This is a genomic window from Gulosibacter sediminis, from assembly GCF_014904065.1.
Taxonomy (GTDB): Bacteria; Actinomycetota; Actinomycetes; order Actinomycetales; family Microbacteriaceae; genus Gulosibacter; species Gulosibacter sediminis.
This window is the reverse complement of the sequence record NZ_JACXJG010000007.1, coordinates 45,904-64,836: the sequence shown is the minus strand read 5'-3', so window position 1 is coordinate 64,836 and position 18,933 is coordinate 45,904. Positions and strand designations below refer to the sequence as shown.

At 69.4% G+C, this 18,933-nt stretch carries 15 protein-coding genes and 4 pseudogenes; 8 read left to right on the top strand and 11 right to left on the bottom strand.

What is annotated here, in order from left to right; all coding sequences use genetic code 11:
• Positions 1-12 precede the first annotated feature (12 nt).
• Positions 13-987 carry a 4-hydroxy-tetrahydrodipicolinate synthase gene (gene dapA, locus ID132_RS04265; protein WP_193127932.1) on the bottom strand — a complete coding sequence of 325 codons (975 nt, stop codon included), beginning with the start codon at positions 985-987 and terminating at the stop codon, positions 13-15.
• 132 nt (positions 988-1,119) lie between these two features.
• Between dapA and ID132_RS14305 the strand changes: the two are divergent.
• Both ID132_RS14305 and ID132_RS14300 read left to right on the top strand, forming a co-directional pair.
• Positions 1,120-1,521 (top strand): annotated as a pseudogene (locus ID132_RS14305) (class I SAM-dependent methyltransferase); the annotation flags it as partial.
• A 247-nt stretch (positions 1,522-1,768) separates the two neighbouring features.
• Positions 1,769-2,053 (top strand): class I SAM-dependent methyltransferase, encoded by a 285-nt coding sequence (locus tag ID132_RS14300; protein WP_328743671.1) that lies wholly within the window; start codon positions 1,769-1,771, stop codon positions 2,051-2,053.
• A gap of 31 nt (positions 2,054-2,084) precedes the next feature.
• On the opposite strand, the gene ID132_RS04255 is transcribed toward ID132_RS14300, so the two are convergent.
• Both ID132_RS04255 and lepA read right to left on the bottom strand, forming a co-directional pair.
• A complete protein-coding gene (locus ID132_RS04255; RefSeq protein ID WP_193127931.1) occupies positions 2,085-3,596 on the bottom strand; it encodes an Hsp70 family protein in 1,512 nt (503 codons plus the stop codon).
• A 60-nt stretch (positions 3,597-3,656) separates the two neighbouring features.
• Positions 3,657-5,507: pseudogene (gene lepA / locus ID132_RS04250) on the bottom strand (translation elongation factor 4).
• 257 nt (positions 5,508-5,764) lie between these two features.
• Between lepA and rpsT the strand changes: the two are divergent.
• Positions 5,765-6,031: a 30S ribosomal protein S20 gene (rpsT, locus tag ID132_RS04245; RefSeq protein ID WP_125107220.1), complete on the top strand. Its 267-nt coding sequence runs from the start codon at positions 5,765-5,767 to the stop codon at positions 6,029-6,031.
• 247 nt (positions 6,032-6,278) lie between these two features.
• On the opposite strand, the gene ID132_RS04240 is transcribed toward rpsT, so the two are convergent.
• The 5 genes from ID132_RS04240 to ID132_RS04220 all read right to left on the bottom strand — a co-directional run bounded on the left by ID132_RS04240 (position 6,279) and on the right by ID132_RS04220 (position 10,194).
• The gene (locus ID132_RS04240; protein WP_125107219.1) at positions 6,279-6,581 is read right to left on the bottom strand and encodes a putative quinol monooxygenase; all 303 of its coding nucleotides are present in this window, start codon (positions 6,579-6,581) and stop codon (positions 6,279-6,281) included.
• Positions 6,578-6,889 carry a DJ-1/PfpI family protein gene (locus ID132_RS04235; RefSeq protein WP_125107218.1) on the bottom strand — a complete coding sequence of 104 codons (312 nt, stop codon included), beginning with the start codon at positions 6,887-6,889 and terminating at the stop codon, positions 6,578-6,580. The genes ID132_RS04240 and ID132_RS04235 overlap by 4 nt, the downstream gene beginning before the upstream one ends.
• Position 6,890: 1 nt before the next feature.
• On the bottom strand, positions 6,891-8,057 hold the full coding sequence (locus ID132_RS04230; RefSeq protein ID WP_125107217.1) for a glutathione-independent formaldehyde dehydrogenase: 1,167 nt from the start codon (positions 8,055-8,057) through the stop codon (positions 6,891-6,893).
• A gap of 164 nt (positions 8,058-8,221) precedes the next feature.
• Positions 8,222-9,238, bottom strand: coding sequence for a DNA polymerase III subunit delta (gene holA, locus ID132_RS04225; protein ID WP_125107216.1), 1,017 nt, complete (start codon positions 9,236-9,238; stop codon positions 8,222-8,224).
• Positions 9,239-9,438: 200 nt separating this feature from the next.
• A complete protein-coding gene (locus ID132_RS04220) occupies positions 9,439-10,194 on the bottom strand; it encodes an IclR family transcriptional regulator (protein ID WP_193127930.1) in 756 nt (251 codons plus the stop codon).
• Positions 10,195-10,297: 103 nt separating this feature from the next.
• Here ID132_RS04220 and ID132_RS04215 point away from each other — a divergent pair, with 103 nt between their 5' ends.
• The 5 genes and pseudogenes from ID132_RS04215 to ID132_RS04200 all read left to right on the top strand — a co-directional run bounded on the left by ID132_RS04215 (position 10,298) and on the right by ID132_RS04200 (position 15,516).
• Positions 10,298-11,764 carry a GntP family permease gene (locus ID132_RS04215; RefSeq protein ID WP_125107214.1) on the top strand — a complete coding sequence of 489 codons (1,467 nt, stop codon included), beginning with the start codon at positions 10,298-10,300 and terminating at the stop codon, positions 11,762-11,764.
• Between the two features lie 22 nt (positions 11,765-11,786).
• Entirely contained in the window at positions 11,787-13,004 is a 1,218-nt protein-coding gene (locus tag ID132_RS04210; RefSeq protein ID WP_193127929.1) for a CaiB/BaiF CoA transferase family protein, read from the top strand.
• Positions 13,001-13,294 (top strand): annotated as a pseudogene (locus tag ID132_RS14655) (hydroxymethylglutaryl-CoA lyase); the annotation flags it as partial. The gene ID132_RS04210 and the pseudogene ID132_RS14655, both read left to right, overlap by 4 nt.
• A 64-nt stretch (positions 13,295-13,358) precedes the next feature.
• The gene (locus ID132_RS04205; RefSeq protein ID WP_413229347.1) at positions 13,359-13,910 is read left to right on the top strand and encodes a beta/alpha barrel domain-containing protein; all 552 of its coding nucleotides are present in this window, start codon (positions 13,359-13,361) and stop codon (positions 13,908-13,910) included.
• Positions 13,911-14,223: 313 nt separating this feature from the next.
• Positions 14,224-15,516, top strand: coding sequence for an NAD(P)/FAD-dependent oxidoreductase (locus tag ID132_RS04200; RefSeq protein WP_193127928.1), 1,293 nt, complete (start codon positions 14,224-14,226; stop codon positions 15,514-15,516).
• Positions 15,517-15,524: 8 nt separating this feature from the next.
• Here ID132_RS04200 and ID132_RS04195 read toward each other — a convergent pair whose 3' ends face one another.
• The 3 genes and pseudogenes from ID132_RS04195 to ID132_RS15135 all read right to left on the bottom strand — a co-directional run.
• Positions 15,525-17,105 carry an amidohydrolase gene (locus ID132_RS04195; protein WP_125107210.1) on the bottom strand — a complete coding sequence of 527 codons (1,581 nt, stop codon included), beginning with the start codon at positions 17,103-17,105 and terminating at the stop codon, positions 15,525-15,527.
• The gene (locus ID132_RS04190; protein ID WP_193127927.1) at positions 17,102-18,616 is read right to left on the bottom strand and encodes a ComEC/Rec2 family competence protein; all 1,515 of its coding nucleotides are present in this window, start codon (positions 18,614-18,616) and stop codon (positions 17,102-17,104) included. Before ID132_RS04190 ends, ID132_RS04195 begins: the two co-directional genes overlap by 4 nt.
• 10 nt (positions 18,617-18,626) lie before the next feature.
• Positions 18,627-18,833: pseudogene (locus ID132_RS15135) on the bottom strand (ComEC/Rec2 family competence protein); the annotation flags it as partial.
• Positions 18,834-18,933 lie beyond the last annotated feature (100 nt).

Here is an 18,933-nt window from a genome sequence, read left to right as displayed (position 1 = left end):
GTGGGATGACGCCTAGCGCGTCGTGCCCGCAATCTTCGGCAGAGCGCCACCGGCGGCGGCGTTGCGATCCGGGCGGAAGTTGGAAAAGTCGATGCCGTGGAGACCCTGCACCTTGGCGATGTCGTTCTCGATCATCTCGGCCTCCCACTCCTCCGGGCCGACGAGGGGCAGGCGGACGCGGGGCGTCGAGATGCGGCCAAGGCCGTGCAGGATGTACTTGGTCGAGACGGTGCCGGGGATGTGCGTCATCGTCGCGCGGGCGAGTGGTTCGAGGAGCTTGTGCTCGGCGGTCGCCGTGGCCAGGTCGCCGCGGTTTACGGCGTCGATGATGGTGCGGTACGGCTGCGGCGCGATGTTCGCGGTCACCCCGATGAGGCCGGTCGCACCGATCGCGAGCTCGGGCAGCGCCATGGCGTCGTCGCCTGCGTAATAGAGCAGGTCGGTCTCGTTGAGCACCTGCGACACCTCGGCGAGGTCGCCCTTGGCATCCTTCACCGCGAGGATATTCGGGTGCTTCGCCAGGCGCTGAATGGTCTCACGCTTCACCGGCACACCCGCGCGGCCGGGGATGTCGTAGACGATCATCGGCAGGTCGGTCGCGTCGGCAACCATGCGGAAGTGCGTGAGCAGGCCCGCCTGCGTCGGCTTGTTGTAGTAGGGCGTGACCGCCATGACGGCGTCGGCGCCGGCCTCGGCCGACTGCTTTGCGAGCTGGATCGCGTGGGCGGTCTCGTTCGAGGGGCCGCCCTGAATCACCTTTGCGCGGCCGTTCGCCACCGACTTCGTGACCTTGATGAGCTGCAGTTTCTCGGCGTCGGTGAGCGTCGAGGTCTCGCCGGTCGTGCCGGAGACGACGATGCCGTCGGCACCGTGAGATACGAGGTGGTCGACGAGGCGCTCGACGTCGTCCCATGCAACTTCCCCGTCGTGGTCCATTGGGGTAATGAGGGCGACGAGAACCTGGCCGAAGGGATTTACTGCAGTCACGGCATCCAGGGTACCGCGTGCGGAGGTCTCTGGCCGAGTCCGCCCCCGGAAACATGCGGCGGGGTCGGGTGTGGTGGGGCGGCTCGCCGTGCCGGGTTCGCGCCCGTGCGTGTTACCGCGACAATAGGTGTCATGCCAGAACAGCCTGACGCCACCGAATCGACGCCCGAGACCGCTGAGAACGCCGGCACCGGCAAGTCGTCGGCGAGCTCGCGCGCGAAGTTTCGCGTGCGCTCATTCTCGATGCGCGGCCACAACCGGATGTCGCGCGACTTCGACGAGGTGCTTGAGCAGCACGGCCCACGCTACCTCATCGACTTCCCGGCCGGCCCGACGATCGCCACGATCGCCGCGGATGCGCGCATCAACCTCAACGCCGAGTTCGGTCGCGAGGCGCCCCTCGTGGTCGAGATCGGCCCCGGCAACGGCGAGCAGCTGACCCACGCGGCCCTGCAGCACCCCGACTGGAACTTCCTCGCCTTCGAGGCGTGGCACCCAGGCGCAGCACGCTGCGTCGGCAACTTCGCCCGCGCGGGCGTCGAGAACGTGCGGGTCATCGAAGCGGATGCGGCGCAGGCGCTGCCGATCGTGTTCGGCCTCGAGGTGGCGCAGGTCGACGAGGATGTTCAGGGCGGCTACGGCGTCGGCGTCGACGGCACCGGGCGCACGACCGGGNCACCGCGACCCCGCGCATCCGAATTCGGCGAACCCGCTCGCGCACGAGGTGTGGACCTTCTTCCCCGACCCCTGGCGCAAGGCGCGCCACCACAAGCGCCGCCTCGTGAACGAGCTCTTCGCCGCGACGATTGCCGGCGTGCTCGAGCCGGGCGGTACGTGGCGCCTCGCGACCGATTGGGAGAACTACGCCTGGCAGATGCGCGACGTCATCGAGGCTTCGGAGTTCTTCACGAACCCACACGCCGGCGAGCGACCGGATCCGGCCGACCGCGAGCCCGAGCGCGGCGGCTTCGCACCCCGCTACGAGGGGCGGCTGCTCACGCACTTCGAGGAGCGCGGCGAGCTGGCGGGGCGCCCACCACACGACATCGTCGGGGTGCGCGTCTAGCTTCGGGCCTGCCGAACTTCGAGCCGGTTCGCTAGCTTGCGTCACGGCGCAACCGCGAGGCTTTGCGCAGCCCGAGCTCCGGGATGTCGTGGGTGATCGTGACGATGCCGTTCGCATCGATCGACACCTCCTCGCGCACGAGCGGGCCGCCCTCGCGGCGCTCGACCGGCACTCGCGCAAGCGCGCCGTCTGCCGCGCGGTCCTGCGCAGCGAGCTCATCGGTGAACGGCACGAGCACCTCGGCGAGCGTCGTGAGGTTGCCGACGCCCGAGGCGCCGCGGGTGAATTCGACGAAGCGGAACCAGCCGACGTTGTGCGCGGCCCGGTACTCGCGCGTCGTCGTCGCACCGGCCACGGCGTCGCCCGCCTCGACGAGCACGTCGAAGTCGACTGCGCGGCCGCCCTCGCGCTCGCGAAACACGCCGATGCCCCGCGATGAGCGGTCGCGCAGCCAGTAGTCGGACTTCGCGTCGGCGGCGATCGCCAGGCCGATCGCGGTCGATGCGGCCGGGTACGGCGAACGGTGCACGCGCCGGCCGAAGCGCTCGCGCAGCAGGCGGGGCACGAGCGGCAGGGCGCTCGCTCCGCCGACGAGGTAGATGCCGGCGATGTCGGAGTCGCTGAGATCGCCGGACTCGGCGCCCGAGGCGGCCATGCTCGGCGCCATCACTGCGATCGTGCGCTCAATGAGCGGCGTCGCCGCCTCGTTGAAGTCGGAGACCAGCACGATGACATCGTCGTCACCCCGCTCGAGCAGCAGGCGTCGGGTCTGCGGGGTGAGCCGCTCCTTCGCAGTGCGGGCCTCCGCGAGTAACCGCTCGCGCTCGGCATTCGGGAGGGTCGAGAGGTCCTCCCCCGTACCGAGCGCGAGGCCGACGAGCCGCTCGTCGAAGTCGTCGCCGCCGAGGTGTGGGTCGCCCGAAGTCATGCGCACCTCGTGCTCGGCGCCGTCGATGCGCACGAGCGAGGCGTCGAACGTGCCACCACCGAGGTCGTAGATGACCACGTCCGTGCGCCGCGAGTTCAGGGTGCGTGCGTGCCGGTGACTGTACTCGAACGCGGCCGCGCTCGGCTCGTTGACGAGCGCGAGCACGTGCACTCCGGCGCGGGCGAAGGCGTCGAGCGTGAGCAGGCGCTGCGCGTTACCCGCATTCGCGGGCACACCGACCACCGCCTCGAGGTCGCGGTCACCCGCCGCCTCACGGTCACGCACGAGCGGATGCTGGCGCAGCTGCTCGACGACGTGCGCGGCGAACGCGGCAAGCACCTCGCCGAGCGGGCGGGTCTCGTCGCCGATCGGCACCGGGGTGCCGGCCGACGCATCCGCAGTGCCAAGCAGGCGCTTGAACGAGCGGGCGTGCGCACCGGGCTGGGCCAGCGCATGCCAGCCGCAGACCATGCGGTCGCCCGCGAGCGCGACGACCGAGGGGATGTGTTCGTGCGGGTCGCCGAGGGCGTCTTCCACGCCGATCACCGGGTAGTTCCCGCGGTCGACGAGGGCGACGAGGGTGCGCGTGGTGCCGAAATCGATGCCGAGTCGCATGCGGCAGACCGTACCAAGCACGCGTGACGCGCGACCCTGCGTCGCCCGCTCGCGCCCTCGCTACTTCTTCTTCGACTCCTCGACGTCGCCCGACAGCGCAGCGATGAACGCGTTCTGCGGCACCTCGACGCGGCCGACCATCTTCATGCGCTTCTTGCCTTCCTTCTGCTTCTCGAGCAGCTTGCGCTTGCGGCTGATGTCGCCGCCGTAGCACTTGGCAAGCACGTCCTTGCGGATCGCGCGGATCGTTTCGCGGGCGATGATGCGCGCGCCGATGGCGGCCTGAATCGGCACCTCAAACTGCTGGCGCGGAATGAGCTTGCGCAGGCGCTCGGCCATCATCGTGCCGTAGCTGTAGGCCGCGTCGCGGTGCACGATCGCGCTGAACGCGTCGACCTTCTCGCCCTGCAGCAGAATGTCGACTTTGACGAGGTCGTCCGCCTGATCGCCGATGGGCTCGTAGTCGAGCGAGGCGTAGCCCTGCGTGCGCGACTTGAGCTGGTCGAAGAAGTCNGAAGACGATCTCGCCGAGCGGCAGCACGTAGCGCAGATCGACGCGCTCCTCCGAGAGGTAGTCCATCGACTCGAGGCGGCCGCGGCGCTGCTCGCAGAGCTCCATGACCTTGCCGATGTAGTCCTTCGGCACAAGGATTGACGCCTTCACCATCGGCTCGCGCACCTCGTTGATCTTGCCTTCGGGAAACTCCGAGGGGTTCGTCACGTGGTGCGTCTCGCCGTCCTCGGTCACGACGTCGTAGGTCACCGACGGTGCCGTCGTGATGAGGTCAATGTCGAACTCTCGCTGGAGACGCTCGGTGATGATCTCGAGGTGGAGCAGGCCGAGAAAGCCAACGCGGAAGCCGAAGCCGAGCGCAACCGAAGTCTCGGGCTCGTAACTCAGCGCCGCATCCTCGANTTGAGCTTGTCGAGCGCCTCGCGCAGGTCGGTGTAGTCGCCGGCCTCGATCGGGTAGAGGCCCGAGAACACCATCGGCTTCGGGTCGACGTAGCCGGGCAGGCCCTCGCTCGCGGGGTTCTTCGTGGCGGTGACGGTGTCGCCGACCTTCGACAGGCGCACATCTTTCACGCCGGTGATGAGGTATCCGACCTCGCCGACCGAGAGCCCCTTCGCCTGCTTCGGCTCGGGCGCCGAGACGCCCAGTTCGAGCAGGTCATGGGTCGCGCCGGTCGAGATCATCTTGATCTTCTCGCCGGCACGAATCGACCCGTCGACCATGCGCACGTAGGTGATAACGCCGCGGTAGGTGTCGTAGACCGAGTCGAAGATGAGCCCGCGCGGGGCCGCATCCTTGTCACCCGCCGGCGCCGGGATGCGCTCGACGATGCGGTCGAGCAGCTCGGTCACGCCCGCGCCGGTCTTGCCCGAGACGCGGAGGACGTCGGCCGGATCGCCGCCGATGAGATTCGAGATTTCGAGCGAGACGCGCTCAGGGTCGGCCGCCGGCAGGTCGATCTTGTTGAGCACTGGGATGATCTCGAGATCGTTTTCCATCGCGAGGTAGAGGTTCGCAAGGGTCTGCGCCTCGATGCCCTGTGCGGCATCGACGAGCAAGATCGCACCCTCGCACGCCGCGAGCGAGCGCGACACCTCGTACGAGAAGTCGACGTGGCCCGGGGTGTCGATCATGTTGAGGATGAAGTCGCCGGTTTCGGAGGTGTGCCACGGCATGCGCACGGCCTGCGACTTGATCGTGATGCCGCGCTCGCGCTCGAGGTCCATCTTGTCGAGGTATTGGGCGCGCATCACGCGGTCCTCGACCGAGCCGGTCAGCTGCAGCATGCGGTCGGCCAGCGTGGACTTACCGTGGTCGATGTGCGCAATGATGCAAAAGTTGCGGATGCGCTCGGCGGGCGTCGCGAGCGGCTGCAGGATCTCAGGCTGATTCGGCATGGTACCGGCCATTGTCCCATGCTCTTGGGTGCGGATGCGCGTCGTCGGGTGGTTCGTTTAGCGGGGCGGGCCCGCGGCCCGTGCCCGGCGGCGCCTCCCGAGGCGCTGCGCGCTCGAGAAAGTTAGGGGCGCGGTGAGGGTGGATTCCTGGTAAAGTTGGGCGCTGGCTTACGCGTACCCCACTCGACGCGATGCTGACGGCGGCCCCTCTACCCGCTCGAGGCGAATCCATTCATTCTCTTCACGAAAGTAGTTACGTGGCAAACATCAAGTCGCAGATCAAGCGCATCGGCACCAACCGCAAGGCGACCGAGCGCAACCGTGCCTACAAGTCGGAGCTGCGCACCGCGATTCGTCGCGTGCGTGAGGCCGTCGCTACCGGCAACCAGGAGCAGGCCGCTACCGCCCTTGCTTACGCTACGAAGAAGCTCGACAAGGCTGTTTCGAAGGGCGTCATTCACAAGAACCAGGCCGCGAACCGCAAGTCGGCCATCGCGAAGCTCGTGAACGGCGTCGAGGCCTAGTCGCCTTCACCCCGGCTTCTCGAACGCCCCGCTGTGTTGCGGGGCGTTCGTCGTTTCCGGGGGCTGCCCATCCCCGCGCTAGGCGGTTCGAGGACGAAGAGAAGCTGGTCGTGGCCGAGGTGGGNGGTACTGGTGGGCGAAGCCGAGACGCGCGTCGGACACCCACTCGCCGTCACCGGCACCTCACCGCATTGACTTGGCAGCCAAGGATGGTGAGGTGCCGGTGACGCTCGACGAGGTTGTGGCCTCAGGCAGGAAGTTTCGAACCCAGGACTTCCAACTTCTCGATCGTGGGCTCGCTGAACAGTTTTCCGGTCTGCTCGCCGAGAGCAGCCGCAACTGCGCCGGACAGGTGTGCGTCGCGGCCAGCGTCATCGGGGAACACGTCGAAGATCCCGAACGAGGACGGGCCGAAACGGACCGCGAACCATGCGACGGTGGCCGGTTCCTCGTCGACGAGCCCGCGCCCGATGCCGAGGAATTCCTCGACCTCGTCTTCCTTGCCGGGCAGAGCCTCCAGCTTGACGAGCAATCCCTTTGTCACACTCATGACATCACCTCTCCGTGGGTCGAGTTTTTTGCGAATGAGGACACGAACGTATCGCAGAACGCAGGCAGGTCCTCGGGCGAGCGGCTGGTGATCAAGTTTCCGTCGACCACGACGTCCTGGTCAACGGTGAACGTGCCTGCCGCATCCAGATCGTTCTCACGTGCCTGAATTTCACCGTCATGGATCGACAGGACTTCGGTCTGGGCACCCGCCCGCTCCAGTGCCTCGCGAGGCTTCTCAAGCTCGACTCGCTCGACACCGTCGGCGGCGAGGATCGCGACTTTCCGGCCTTGTAGCGTCTCGGTCATATCAGCTCGCCTTCGTTTCTGTCGACATGCCGGGCTTGATGAGGACCTTCGTCCACCCCTTGGACCTGGCGTCGAAGTTCTTATACGCATCAGCCGCCTCGTCCAGCGAGATCTCGTGGGAAACGATCCACGACGGCTTCGCCTTGCCAGCCGCGATCAAGTCCCGCAGTTGCCGGTTGTACCGCTTGACCGGGCACTGACCGCTCCCCATGGTCTGGCCCTTGAACCAATGCGTGCCGAAATCAATAGCCGCCTTGCCCTGTTTGGCGAGCTCATCCTTGCCCCCGGGATCCTGGGGGACAAACACGCCCACGGTGCCGATCCCCCCGGTGAAGCGGACCGAGTTGATGAGCATATTCAGGGTGGCGGCAGTGTCCTCGTTGCCTTGAGGATCGTGGGCCTGGTAGCCAACGCATTCGCAGCCACGGTCAGCTCCGAGCCCCATCGTCTCGTCGAGAACGGCTTGGACGGGGTCGACCTTGGAGTCGTCGATAGCAATCGCGCCGATCTCCTCGGCCAGTGCGAGACGGTCAGGGTGGCGATCAACCACCATCACCTTTGCGGCGCCCTTGATCATCGCGGACAGGGCGGCCATCAGCCCGACCGGACCCGCACCAGCGATCACCACACTGTCGCCGGGGACCACGCCAGCCATCTCGGTGGCGTGATAGCCGGTGGGGAAGATATCGGAGAGCATGACATAGTCGTTCTCCCGCTCCTGCGCATCCTCGCCCAGGCGCAGCGCGTTGTGGTCGCCGAACGGCACACGGAGCAATTCCGCTTGACCACCGCCATAGGGACCCATGTCGGCGAACCCATAAGCCGCACCGGCGAATGATGGTTCGGGCTGAGTGGTGAGACAGTAGTTGGTCAGTCCGCGTTCGCAGTTCTTACAGAATCCGCACGAGATGTTGAACGGCAGCACAACTCGATCGCCGACCTTGACCTTCTCTACGCCATTACCGACCTCAACGACCTCCCCCATGTTCTCGTGACCGAACGTGCGGCCTTCCTCGAACGAGGTTCGCCCCTCATACATGTGCAGGTCCGACCCGCAAATGTTCGTCGTCGTGATGCGGACCAGCACATCGGTGGGCCGCTCGATCTTCGCGTCCGGGACGTCCTTCGTGCTGACCTGACGCGGTCCTTCGTACACAACTGCTTTCATGACTACTCCGATTCGTTGATACTTCTCGATAGTCTTCTGGCGGGGCCTGCATGACGCTGGCCCGCCGTTTGCGATGAAACACCCCTACGATCCATAGGCCATCGGAGTTGCCTGAGGAGACGGTGGGGCGAGCCTCGGCCGCGGGTGCCCCACCGGGAGCGCGACTAGAGGTCGCGGGTCGCGATGCGGCGCACGAGACGCTCGACCGCAAACTCAGCGTCGCGCGAGCCGCCTTTCACCATGAAGTCCGTTTCGGCGGTGAGGCGAATCGCGCGCCCGAGCTCGGGATCGCTCCAGCCGCGCAGCTCACGCCGCGCCTGCCCAACCTGCCAGGGAGCCGCGCCGACCTGCCCGGCGAGCTGCGCATCCGAGCCGCCAAGGCCCGACACTTTCGCCATCATGCGCAGCTTCATCGCGATCGCCGAGACGATCGGCACCGGGTTGAGCCCAGTGTCGAAGCCGGCACGCACGAGCATCAGGGCGTCGGCGAGGCGCCCGGCGATCGTCGAGTCGGCGATCTTGAAGCCCGTGGTTTCGACGCGACCGCCGTAATAGCGGTTGACGATCTCGGCGGTGATGTCGGTGTCGGGCGCAATGCTCATGAGCTGCCGCGCGGCCGCTGCGAGCTCCTCGAGGCTCGTGTTGAACGCAGCGATGAGCGCCTGCGCGGCGTCGTTGTCGACGCGTCGCTGCTGCATGCGGAACTCGTCGCGGAGGAAGCCGTAGAGGTCGTTCGCCTTGAGCGGCTGACACGAGACCTCGATCGCGAACTCGCTCGCGCGCACCGCATCCAACAGCTTCTTACCGCGATTGCCCGACTTGTGGCGCAGCACGAGGGTCGTATCGTCGACGGGCGCGGCGACGAAGCTCAGCGCCTCCTCGATAAAGCCCTCGACGGCCTCGTGCACCTGGTCGACGACGACAAGGCGGGGTTCGTTGAAGAGCGACGGGGTGACCACGGTGCTGAGGTCGCCGGGCACATACTCTTTCGCGTTGAACTCGTGCACCTCGAGCGAGGGGTCTTCGGTGCGCAGGTGGGTGCGGAGCAGCAAGGTCGCCTCGCGCGCGAAGAAGTCCTCAGCGCCGCTGACGAGCACGATGGGCGCGGGGCGCACCTCGCGCCACGGAACGAGCGTCGCCTTCTGCGACTTCGTCTTCGCCGCGCCTTTTCGCTGTGCCATCGCGCTCCTTCTGCCGACTGCCCATGCTAGTCGGCACGCGCTGGCCACCGCGCCCCTGTCCACACGCTGGGTGACGCCACACGCTGCCGCGCCCCGCGCATCCGCTTTCGGGCCGCTTAGTGTCCCCAATNGAAAACTGGGATGTCGGGGACACCGTGGGGCGGGCGGGGCCGGCGCGGGCGAGGCCGGCGCGGCCGCGGCTACGGCGCGCGGCCGGCCATCGACTGGGTAAGCCGGTCGGCGGCGAGCACGACCGGGTCGACGAGCTCGGCGAGGCGGCCCGCGTCGAGGCGCAGCGTCGGCCCCATGATGCCGAGCGCCCCCACGAGCGTCGCGTTGCGGTCGAACACCGGCGCCGCGATACCGCNCGCGCCCTCGACGCGCTCCCCCGTCGTGATCGCGACGCCCTGCGCGCGCGTTTCGTCGACGACGCGGCGCAGCGCATCCGGGTCGATGATCGTCTCGCTCGTCAGCGACTCGAGCGGATGCGCGAGCACCTCGTCGAGCAGGCCCGGCGTCCAGGCGAGCAGCACGCGCGCACTCGAGCCGACGTGCAGCGGCATGATGCGCCCGAGGCGCATCTCGCGGCGCAGGCCGTGCCGGGTTTCGACGACGCCGATGCAGACGCGCGACAGGCCCTCGGCCCGAAAGAACACGGCGGTCTCTTCGGTCTCGTCGCGCAGCGCGGTGAGCGCGGGCGCGAGCAGGTCGACGATGTCGAGGCGGCGCACGGCCGGGCCGGCCCAGTAGGCCATGCGCGAGCCGATCGAATAGAGGTCGCCGTCGCGGTCGAGAAAGCCGTTCGCGACGAGGTTGCCGAGCAGGCGGTGCGCCGTCGAATTCGGGATGCCCGTCGCGCGACGAATGTCGGCGGCGGTGAGCGCATCGTTGCGCAATGAAAAGGCGTCGAGGATCGCGGTGATCTTCTCGAGCACCAACAGCGGTGCTTCCTGCATGCCACCAGCCTAGCCAGCGCGCACCCGAAGTTTCCACATGGCGGGAATCGCTCTACGATGTGAGACGTCCCGAATCTGCTACCTCAACGGAGAGGTCTCCCTCATGCCCGAATGGTCCATCTTTGCGGTGGTCGGCGTCGCGATCGTCGGCGTCGTGCTGCTCATCGTGCGTTTCCATGTCAACCCGGTCATCGCCCTCGCGATCGGCGCGGCCGCCATCGGCCTCGGCGGCGGGCTCGGCGCATCCGGCACCGTCGAAACCATGGCGACCGGCTTCGGCGAAACCATGGCTGAGGCCGGCCTCCTCATCGCATGGGGCGTGCTCATCGGCTCGATGCTCAACCGCCTCGGCGCTGTCTCCCGGCTTGTCGAGACGTTGCTGCGAGTGTTCGGGCCGAAGGGCGTGCCGTACGCGATCGCCGTCTCCTTCGCCACGTACCTACAGACGATCTTCGTCGACGTCATGATCGTCATCGCCGCGCCCCTCGCCCGCCGCATCGCTCCGCGCCTCGGCAAGGCCGGCGTTGGCATCATGAGCACCGTCTTCGCAGTGAGCCTCGAGACCGGCATCGCGCTGATGGTGCCGGGTATCGGTGCCGTGATGATCGCGGCCGCCCTCGGCATTCCGATCGGCCAGATGATGCTCTGGGGCTTCGTCGTGGTGGTGCCGACCGTGCTCATCACAACGCTCATCATGACCATCGTCATGAAGGCCGGCTTCTGGAACCCAGAAAAGGACGAGCTCGCGATGATCGACGACGAGACCGTCGTCGAAGAGGTCGCGCACGAGCACGCCCGCTCGGTTGCTGGGGCCACCCGTGCCGTGCCCGTCGCGACTGGTCGCGGCAGCGTCGACTACCCCGCCGACACCACGACCGGTTTCGACGTCGACGAGCTCGACCCCGCGATCGCCGACCGCTCGCGCACGATGCCGCTGCTCGCCCAGTTCGGCCCGCTCATCTTCTCGCTGCTGCTTATCGCGACCGGTGCAATCCTCGACATCCTCGAGGTCGAGATCCCGGCCATCCAGTTCCTCGGCGCGCCCGCGATCGCCCTGCTGCTCGGCGTGATCGGCACCGCGCTCATCTGCCGCTGGGCGCTGCCGAAGGACGAGCTCGAGCGCACCCTCGTGCACGGCTTCAAGGATGCGGGCCAGATCTTCGCGCTCACCGGTGTCGGTGGCGCGCTCGCCGGCGTCATCGCGGCGACCCCGCTCGGCGACCTGCTCACCGGCTACTTCGGCGCGAGCGCCTTCGCTCCCATCCTGCTCGTGTGGGCGATCGCCGCGATCCTCCACGTCGCCGTCGGTTCGGTGACGCTTTCGGCGATGACCGCTGCGGGCATCCTCGCACCGGTCGCCGTGCAACTCGGTATCAACCCCGTGCTCATCGGCCTCGCGGCCGGCGCCGGCGCGCTGTTCCTGGTGCACGTCACCTCGAACACGTTCTGGCTGCTGCAGTCGTTCCTCGGCCAGTCGGTGCGCGGTGCGCTGAAGAGCGTCACCGTCGGCGTCTCGGTGTCGTCGGTCGTCGCGCTGTGCTGCGTGCTCGTGCTCTCCGTCTTCCTCTAATCGTCGCGAAGGAGTCCCCGCCATGACCGACACATCCCTGCCGCTGAGCGGCTTCAAGGTGCTCGAGCTCGGCAACTACATTGCCGCGCCGACCACCGGCAAGATCCTCGCCGACTTCGGCGCCGACGTCGTCAAGGTCGAGCGACCCCGCACCGGCGACGAGCTGCGCCGATGGCGCCTCGAGGCCGGCGACACGTCGATGCTCTACCGCACGATCAACCGCGGCAAGCGCTCGATCGAGCTCGACCTGCGCTCGCCGCACGGGCGGGATGCGGTGCTTGGGCTCGCGCGCGAGGCTGACGTGCTCGTCGAGAACTTCCGCCCGGGCACGCTCGAGAAGTGGGGCATGTCGCCCACCGTGCTCGCCGAGGCGAACCCGGGGCTCGTCATTGTGCGCATCTCGGCGTTCGGGCAGACCGGCCCGATGTCGCCCCAGCCCGGCTTCGCGGCCGTTGCCGAGGCCTACGGCGGGATGCGCGAGATGATCGGCGACCCCGACCGTCCGCCGGCACGCACCGGCTTCTCGATTGGCGACACGGTCGCGGGCATCTACGCCGCGTTCGGCGCTGTGATGCGCCTGCTCGAGCGCGAGCGGGGGCGCCCCGCGAGCGCCGGTCGCCTCGTCGACGTCGGCCTCAACGAGGCAGTGCTCTCGCTCACCGAGTCGCTCGTCGCCGACTGGTCGGCCTACGGTACACGCCGCCAGCGCACGGGCGGGCGCATGGAGGGCATCGCGCCGTCGAATGCGTACCTCTGCCGCGACGGCAAGTCGATCGTCATCGCTGGCAACGGCGACGGCATCTTCAAGCGCTACATGCAGATCATCGAGCGCCCCGACCTCGGCGACGACCCGACGCTTGCCTCAAACGAGGGCCGCTGGGCGCGCCGCGACGAGCTCGACGCCGCGATCGGCGTGTGGACCGGCCAGCGCACCGCGGCCGAGGCCCTGCGCATCCTCGACGAGGTCGGCGTGCCCGCGGGCCCGATCTCGACCGCTGAGGACGTCGCGGTCGACCCACAGTTCGCGGCGCGCGACATGATTCAGCGATTCGACATTCACGACGGCGCCGGGCTGCGCGAGGGCGTCGTGATGCCCGGCATCGTGCCCGTGCTCGGCGAGCGCTCGCTGCCGGTGTCGCATCCGGGCCCCGACCTCGGCGCACACACGAGCGAGGTGCTCGAGGAGTGGCTCGGCTGGGATGCGGCACGACGTGCCGCACTTGAGGAGGAAATTCGATGACCCCGACGATTCGTGACGTGACGCTGCGCGACGGCCTGCAGCTCACTGGCAAGCCGCTGCCGACCGAGCGGAAAGTCGCNCTCGTGCGCGAGCTGCTCGCCCTCGGCGTCGAGGAGCTCGAGATCGGCTCGATGGCACGGCCCGACCTCGTGCCCGCCGTCGCCGACACCCTCGACGTTGTCGCGCAGCTCACGCCTCAAGAGCTGTCGCGCTGCTGGATCTGGGTGGCCACGCCCCGCCACATCGAGCGCGCCCGCGCGGCGGGCGCGACGCGCTTTCAGTACTGTTTCAGCGCATCCGATTCGCACAACCGNCGCGAACATCGGCCGCGACACCGAGACGTCGCTCGCCGCGATGCCGGAGGCGATTGCCGCCGCCGGCCCGGACGGCCAGGTGCAGCTCTGCATCGCGACCTCGTTCACGTGCCCGTTCGAGGGCGTCGTGCCGATCGAGCGGCTCGAGTGGATTCTCGGCGATGCGCGCACCGAGGGCGCGACCCACGTCGTGATCGCCGACACGCTCGGGCAAGCCGACCCCGCCGAGGTGCGGCGGCGAGTGGCGCTCGCGGTCGAGCGACGCGGGCTGCCGGTCGTGTTTCACGGGCACGACACGTGGGGGCTCGGGGTCGCGAACTCGTTGGCGGCGGTCGAGGCTGGCGCGGTGACGCTGGATGGGGCGCTCGGCGGCCTCGGCGGCTGCCCGTTCGCGCCCGGCGCGTCGGGCAACACCGCGACTGAGGACCTCGCGTTCGGTCTGCGGCCTTCGTGGGCGACGCCCGAGTCGTTTGCGACGCTCGTCGGACTCGGGCAGGAGATCACGTCGACGCTCGGCGAGGGCGACCGCGCGCGGGTGCTCGGCGGCGCGCTCAGCGAGAAGGCGCAAGCCTTCCCCTGGACACTTCGCTAGCCGCACTGACACTCCGCACTCGTCGGCGTTGCGTTTGGGCCCGTTTTCGGCCGATTTCGGTCGCGGTTTGGGGCCCAACGCGACGCCCATGGGCCGGATGCGCGTCCAGGGCCGGTCGGGCCCGCCTGCCTAGGATGCGGGGTAGCGGGGCCGCTCGTTCGGCTCCGTCGCCGACGCGTCGGGCGCCGGTGTGACGGGATTCGCACAAGGGAGCGTCATGACCGAGCAAGCAAGCACCGCAGCAGACTTCGATAGCGCAGGCGCAGCGGGTGCGCCGGACGCTCGGTCCGCCGATGCAGCGTCAGGCGACAGCGTGGCCTCGCGCCTCGACGCGACCGCGATAGGTGTCCACACCGACGAGGTTGCCGCGCGCTACGACCACGTCATTGTCGGCGCCGGCATGGCGGGCGCCTCGGCCATTGCGGGCATCCGGGCGGAATCGCCCGACACGACGATCGGCATGTTCGGGGCCGATGTCGCGGCGCCCATCTATCGTCCCGACCTCTCGAAGACGCTCTGGGTTGACGCCGACGCGACGCTCGAGGCCTCGCTCATGATCTCGGGCGCCGAGGGCTCGGAGTCGGCGCCCGACGCGGGCACGCGCATCCACCTCGGCGTCGAGGTCGCGGCAATCCACCCGGAGGCGCACGAGATCGAGCTCGCCGATGGCCGCCGCGTCGGCTACGGCACGCTGCTGCTCGCAACGGGCGCCGAGCCGCGCGTGGTCGACGGCATCGAGCCCGGACCGCGCGTGATCGAGTACCGCACCGTGAGCGACTACCGGCGCCTGCGCGAGCTCGCGGCGCCGGGCGCCCACATCGTCGTGGTCGGCGGCGGCTTCGTGGGCAGCGAGGTCGCGGCCGTCCTCTCGGTGAACGACGTGCGTGTCACGCTCGTCGCGAGTGTCGTGCCGGCGCTCGCGCACCAGCTTCCCGCCGCGCTCGCCGAGGCGGTCACCGCCGAGTACGGCAAGCACGACGCCGAGGTCATCACCGGGCGACTCAAGGGCGTGCGCGAGACGGATGACGGCGTCACCGTCGCGCTCGAGGACGGCTCCGAGCTCCCGGCCGATGCCGTCGTGGTCGGCGTCGGCGTGACCCCGCGCACCTCGCTCGCCGAAGCGGCCGGGCTCACGGTGCACGACGGCATCATCGTCGACGAGCAGCTGCGCGCATCCGCGGCCGACGTCTTCGCGGCCGGCGACGCCGCCCGCTACCCCGATGCCCGGCTCGGTGAGCGCCGGGTCGAGCACGCCAACGCCGCCGAGACCCAGGGCAAGCTCGCCGGCCGCAACATGGCGGGCGCGGGCAAGCCGTACCGCACCACCCCGTTCTTCTGGTCGGACATGTACGACTACGGCTACGAGGCCGTCGGCGAGCTCGACACCCGCCATACCGTGGTCGAGGACTATGCGACCGGCGACGACGGCTCCCCCGACCTCACAACCGGCGTGGTCTACTACGTCGATGACGCGGGCCACGTGCGCGGTGTGCTGCTCTGGAACGTGTGGGACTCGGTGAAGCTCGCCCGCGAGCTCGTCGAGCGCACCGCATCCGAGCCCGTTGACGATCTGGCAACGCTGCGCGGCGCGATCCCCCTGCCGTAGCCGGCCTGTCAGCGGCGGAAGGCGACCTCGCCCGCGACGATGGTTGCCTCGACCTGCGTGCGCCAGAGGGTCGACGGGTCGGCGTCGAATGGGTCGGCGTCGACGGCGATGAAGTCACAGAACTTGCCCACCTCGAGTGTGCCGGTTTCGTGCTCGAGTCCGGCAGCGAATGCGCTGCCGAGCGAATGCGCGAGCAGCGCCTCTCGCACCGAGATGCGCTCCTCGGGCTCGCGGCCTCCGGCGGGCTCGCCGTCGCGACGCTGTCGCGTGACCGCGGCGTGAATCGCGAAGAACGGGTTCGCGGGCTCCACCGGGGCATCCGAACCGAACGCGAGCGTCACGCCGCGGTCGAGCAGGCTGCGCCACGGATAGTGCTGCGTCGCGCGACCGCCGAGCAGCTGCACGCTGAGCGGATAGTCGGTGGTGCAGTGCGTCGGCTGCATCGACGCGACCACCCCGAGCCTGGCGATGCGGTCAATGTCGCGCGGCTTGAGGTGCTGCGCGTGCTCGAGCCGCAGGCGCAGGCCGGCGGCCCGCGCCGCATCCGCGACCTCCTCGAATACGTCGAGCACGCGGGTGTTCGCGCGGTCGCCGATCGCGTGCACCGCGACGGCGATGCCGGCGTCGACCGCGCGCCGGGTCAGCGCGCGCAGTTCGGCGTCGTCGGTCACGGCGATGCCGGAGTTGCCGGGCTCACCCTCGAAGTCCTCGTGGAGGTGGGCGGTGTGCGGGCCGAGCGCGCCGTCCGAAAACAGCTTCACCGCGCCGCGGGTGAGCCGTTCGTCGCCGTCGTAGCTGCGCCAGCCGTCGGCGATCGCGCCCTCGAGTTCCGCGTCGCGGAGCATCTTGTGCACGCGGATGCGCAGGCGCCCCTCGCGCTGCAGTTGCAGGTACGCGTCGCCCACCTCGAGATCGTCGATGTCGGTGAGCTGCACGAGGCCCATCGCGAGCAGCTCGGCCTGCTGCTCGTCGAGCAGGTCGGCAAGCTGCCCGGGCGTCACGCTGGCGATGTGCTCGCCGACAAGGTCAGCGGCACCCTCGAGCAGCAGGCCCGTCGCGCGGCCCGCGTCGTCGCGCACGATGCGGCCGCCGTCAGGGTCGGCCGTGGCGTCGGTCACGCCGGCGAGCTCAAGCGCGGCGGTGTTCGCCCACACGGCATGGCCGTCGATCGTGCTCAGCAGTACCGGCCGCGCGCCGAAGATTTCGTCGAGGTCGCGGCGGTCGGGTGCGCCGTCGTTCCACGGGTTCGCGTTCCACGCGCCGCCCATGACCCAGGCGTCACCCGGATGTTCCTCCGCCCACTCTCGCAGGAGCTCGAGGGTCTCGGCGTACGACTCGGTGTCGCGCAGGTCAGGCCCGAGCCGCTCGAGCACGCGCGCGCCGGAGTGGATGTGCGCGTCGTGGAAGGCGGGCAGCACCGCGGCGCCCGGCAGCTCCACGACGTCGGCGTCGGGCCCCGCGAACTCACGCGCCGCATCCGCCTCACCGACGAACACGATGCGCCCGTCGCGGGCGACGATCGCGCCGTCGATGGGCGCCTCGGCGGCCAGGGTGTGGATGCGTGGATGGCGGAACAGCGTCGTGGTCATGGGCGCCTCACTTTCTCGCGTCTCAGGCTAGCCGGGCGCTGTGGCTTCCTGAACATCCACCCGCATGGTCCGCGACATCGTGGAGACCGGGGTGTGGCGCGGCGAGCCGTCCACGCGCTGACGACCCCGTCGACCTCGAACACCGCGATCGAGCCCGCCTCGTCGGTGCGCAGCCACGGGATGCCCGCCGCGCGCAGCAGCGACAGCGCGGCATCGGTCGGGTGCCCGTAGCCGTTGTCGGCGCCGACCGAGATGAGCGCGAGCCGCGCCCCGGTGCGCTCGTAGAGTTCGGCGAGTTGGTCGCTCGAGCCGTGATGCGACATCTTCACGACGTCGACCGGCACGAGGTCGAGGTCGAGCTGCGCCTGCGCATCCTCACCGAGGTCGCCAAGAAACAGGATGCGCAGGCACGACGCGCGGCAGCTCTCGGCCGGGTCGACCCGCACCACGAGGCTTGAGTCGTTGCCCTCGAGCGTCGACGGCGCTCCCCCGTCGCCGCGGCGCGGGCCGAGTGCCGTGACCACGACATCCCCGAGCGCGAGCGTGTCGCCGGCGCCGACGAAACGCACCGGGATGTCCGCGGCCTCGAGCCGCACGGTGAGCGATTCGCCCCGCGCCTCCTCGGTGTCGGGCAGCCACACCTCGCCGACGGGCACCGACAGCTCGCCCGCGGCGCCGACGTGGTCGCGGTCGAAGTGGCTCACGAGCAGCACGTCGAGCCGCGTGACTCCGAACTCGTCGAGGCAGGCCGCGAGCGCTGCCGGATCGTCGCCAGTGTCGACGAGCACGATCGCGTCGCCCGCGCGCAGGAGCAGCGCGTCGCCCTGCCCGATGTCGCAGGCGACGAGCCGCCACGTCTCGGGCAGGTCGCGCAGGCGCACCGCGAGACGCCCGACCGCTCCCGCGACCACCACAAGCAGCGCCACCACGAGCACGACCGACGTCGCTCGCTGCAGTCGACGCCACCGCACGCCCCTCCCGCGCCGCACGACGATGACGACGCCGACGCAGGTGCACATGAAGGCGAGCGCGCCCACCCCTCCCCCGAGCCACGGCACCGACGCCGCCGGCAGCACCGTCACCGTTTCGGCGATGAGCCCGATCCACTGCGCGGGTAGCCAACTCACCCACGCGAGCGCGACCCCGAGCGGCGGCAGCACGAGCCCGACGAGGCACGCGACGAGGCCGACGATCGTCGCGAGCGGCGCCGCCGGGGCGGCGAGCAGGTTCGCGACGACGCCGTAGAGCGGCAGGCTCGGCTCGAGCAACAGCAGGATGGGCTGGCACGCGAGCTGCGCGACGAGCGGCACCGCGATGAGCAGGGCGATCGGCGGCGGTAGCCACCGCGAGAGCCACCCAGCGAGCGGCCCCGTGCCGAGCAGCAGGCCCGCCGTCGCCGCGGTCGAGAGCGCGAAGCCGTAGTCGTGACTCAGCCACGGGTCGGCCGAGAGCNAGCACGAGCACCGCGAGCGCGAGCACCGGCACCCCCGCGATCGGCCGCGCGAGCGCATCCAGCGCAATGACGATGAGCGCCATCGCACTCGCCCGAATCACCGAACCCTGCGGCGTCACGAGCAGCACGAACGCGGCGAGGCCCGCGCTCGCGGCGGCGGCGCGTACCGCCCGAGGCCAGCCCGCAAGCCGCCCAATGCCGATAAGCGCGGCAACGATGATGGCGATATTCGATCCGCTGACCGCGGTTAAGTGACTCAACGAGCTCACCTTCATCGCTGTGTCGAGGTCGTCATCGACGAGCGACTCATCGCCCACCGCGAGGCCGGGCACAAGCATCGCGCCCGGCGCGGGCAGGCCGCCTGCGATCTCGACG

Coding starts and splice junctions, on each gene's coding strand:
- ID132_RS04255 (WP_193127931.1), bottom strand. CDS start 3,596: ATGCGACTCGGCATCGATTTCGGCACCACGCGCACCCTCGTCGCCCTC.
- ID132_RS04240 (WP_125107219.1), bottom strand. CDS start 6,581: ATGAGTGTGACAAAGGGATTGCTCGTCAAGCTGGAGGCTCTGCCCGGC.
- ID132_RS04235 (WP_125107218.1), bottom strand. CDS start 6,889: ATGACCGAGACGCTACAAGGCCGGAAAGTCGCGATCCTCGCCGCCGAC.
- ID132_RS04230 (WP_125107217.1), bottom strand. CDS start 8,057: ATGAAAGCAGTTGTGTACGAAGGACCGCGTCAGGTCAGCACGAAGGAC.
- holA (WP_125107216.1), bottom strand. CDS start 9,238: ATGGCACAGCGAAAAGGCGCGGCGAAGACGAAGTCGCAGAAGGCGACG.
- ID132_RS04215 (WP_125107214.1), top strand. CDS start 10,298: ATGCCCGAATGGTCCATCTTTGCGGTGGTCGGCGTCGCGATCGTCGGC.
- ID132_RS04210 (WP_193127929.1), top strand. CDS start 11,787: ATGACCGACACATCCCTGCCGCTGAGCGGCTTCAAGGTGCTCGAGCTC.
- ID132_RS04205 (WP_413229347.1), top strand. CDS start 13,359: ATGCCGGAGGCGATTGCCGCCGCCGGCCCGGACGGCCAGGTGCAGCTC.
- ID132_RS04195 (WP_125107210.1), bottom strand. CDS start 17,105: ATGACCACGACGCTGTTCCGCCATCCACGCATCCACACCCTGGCCGCC.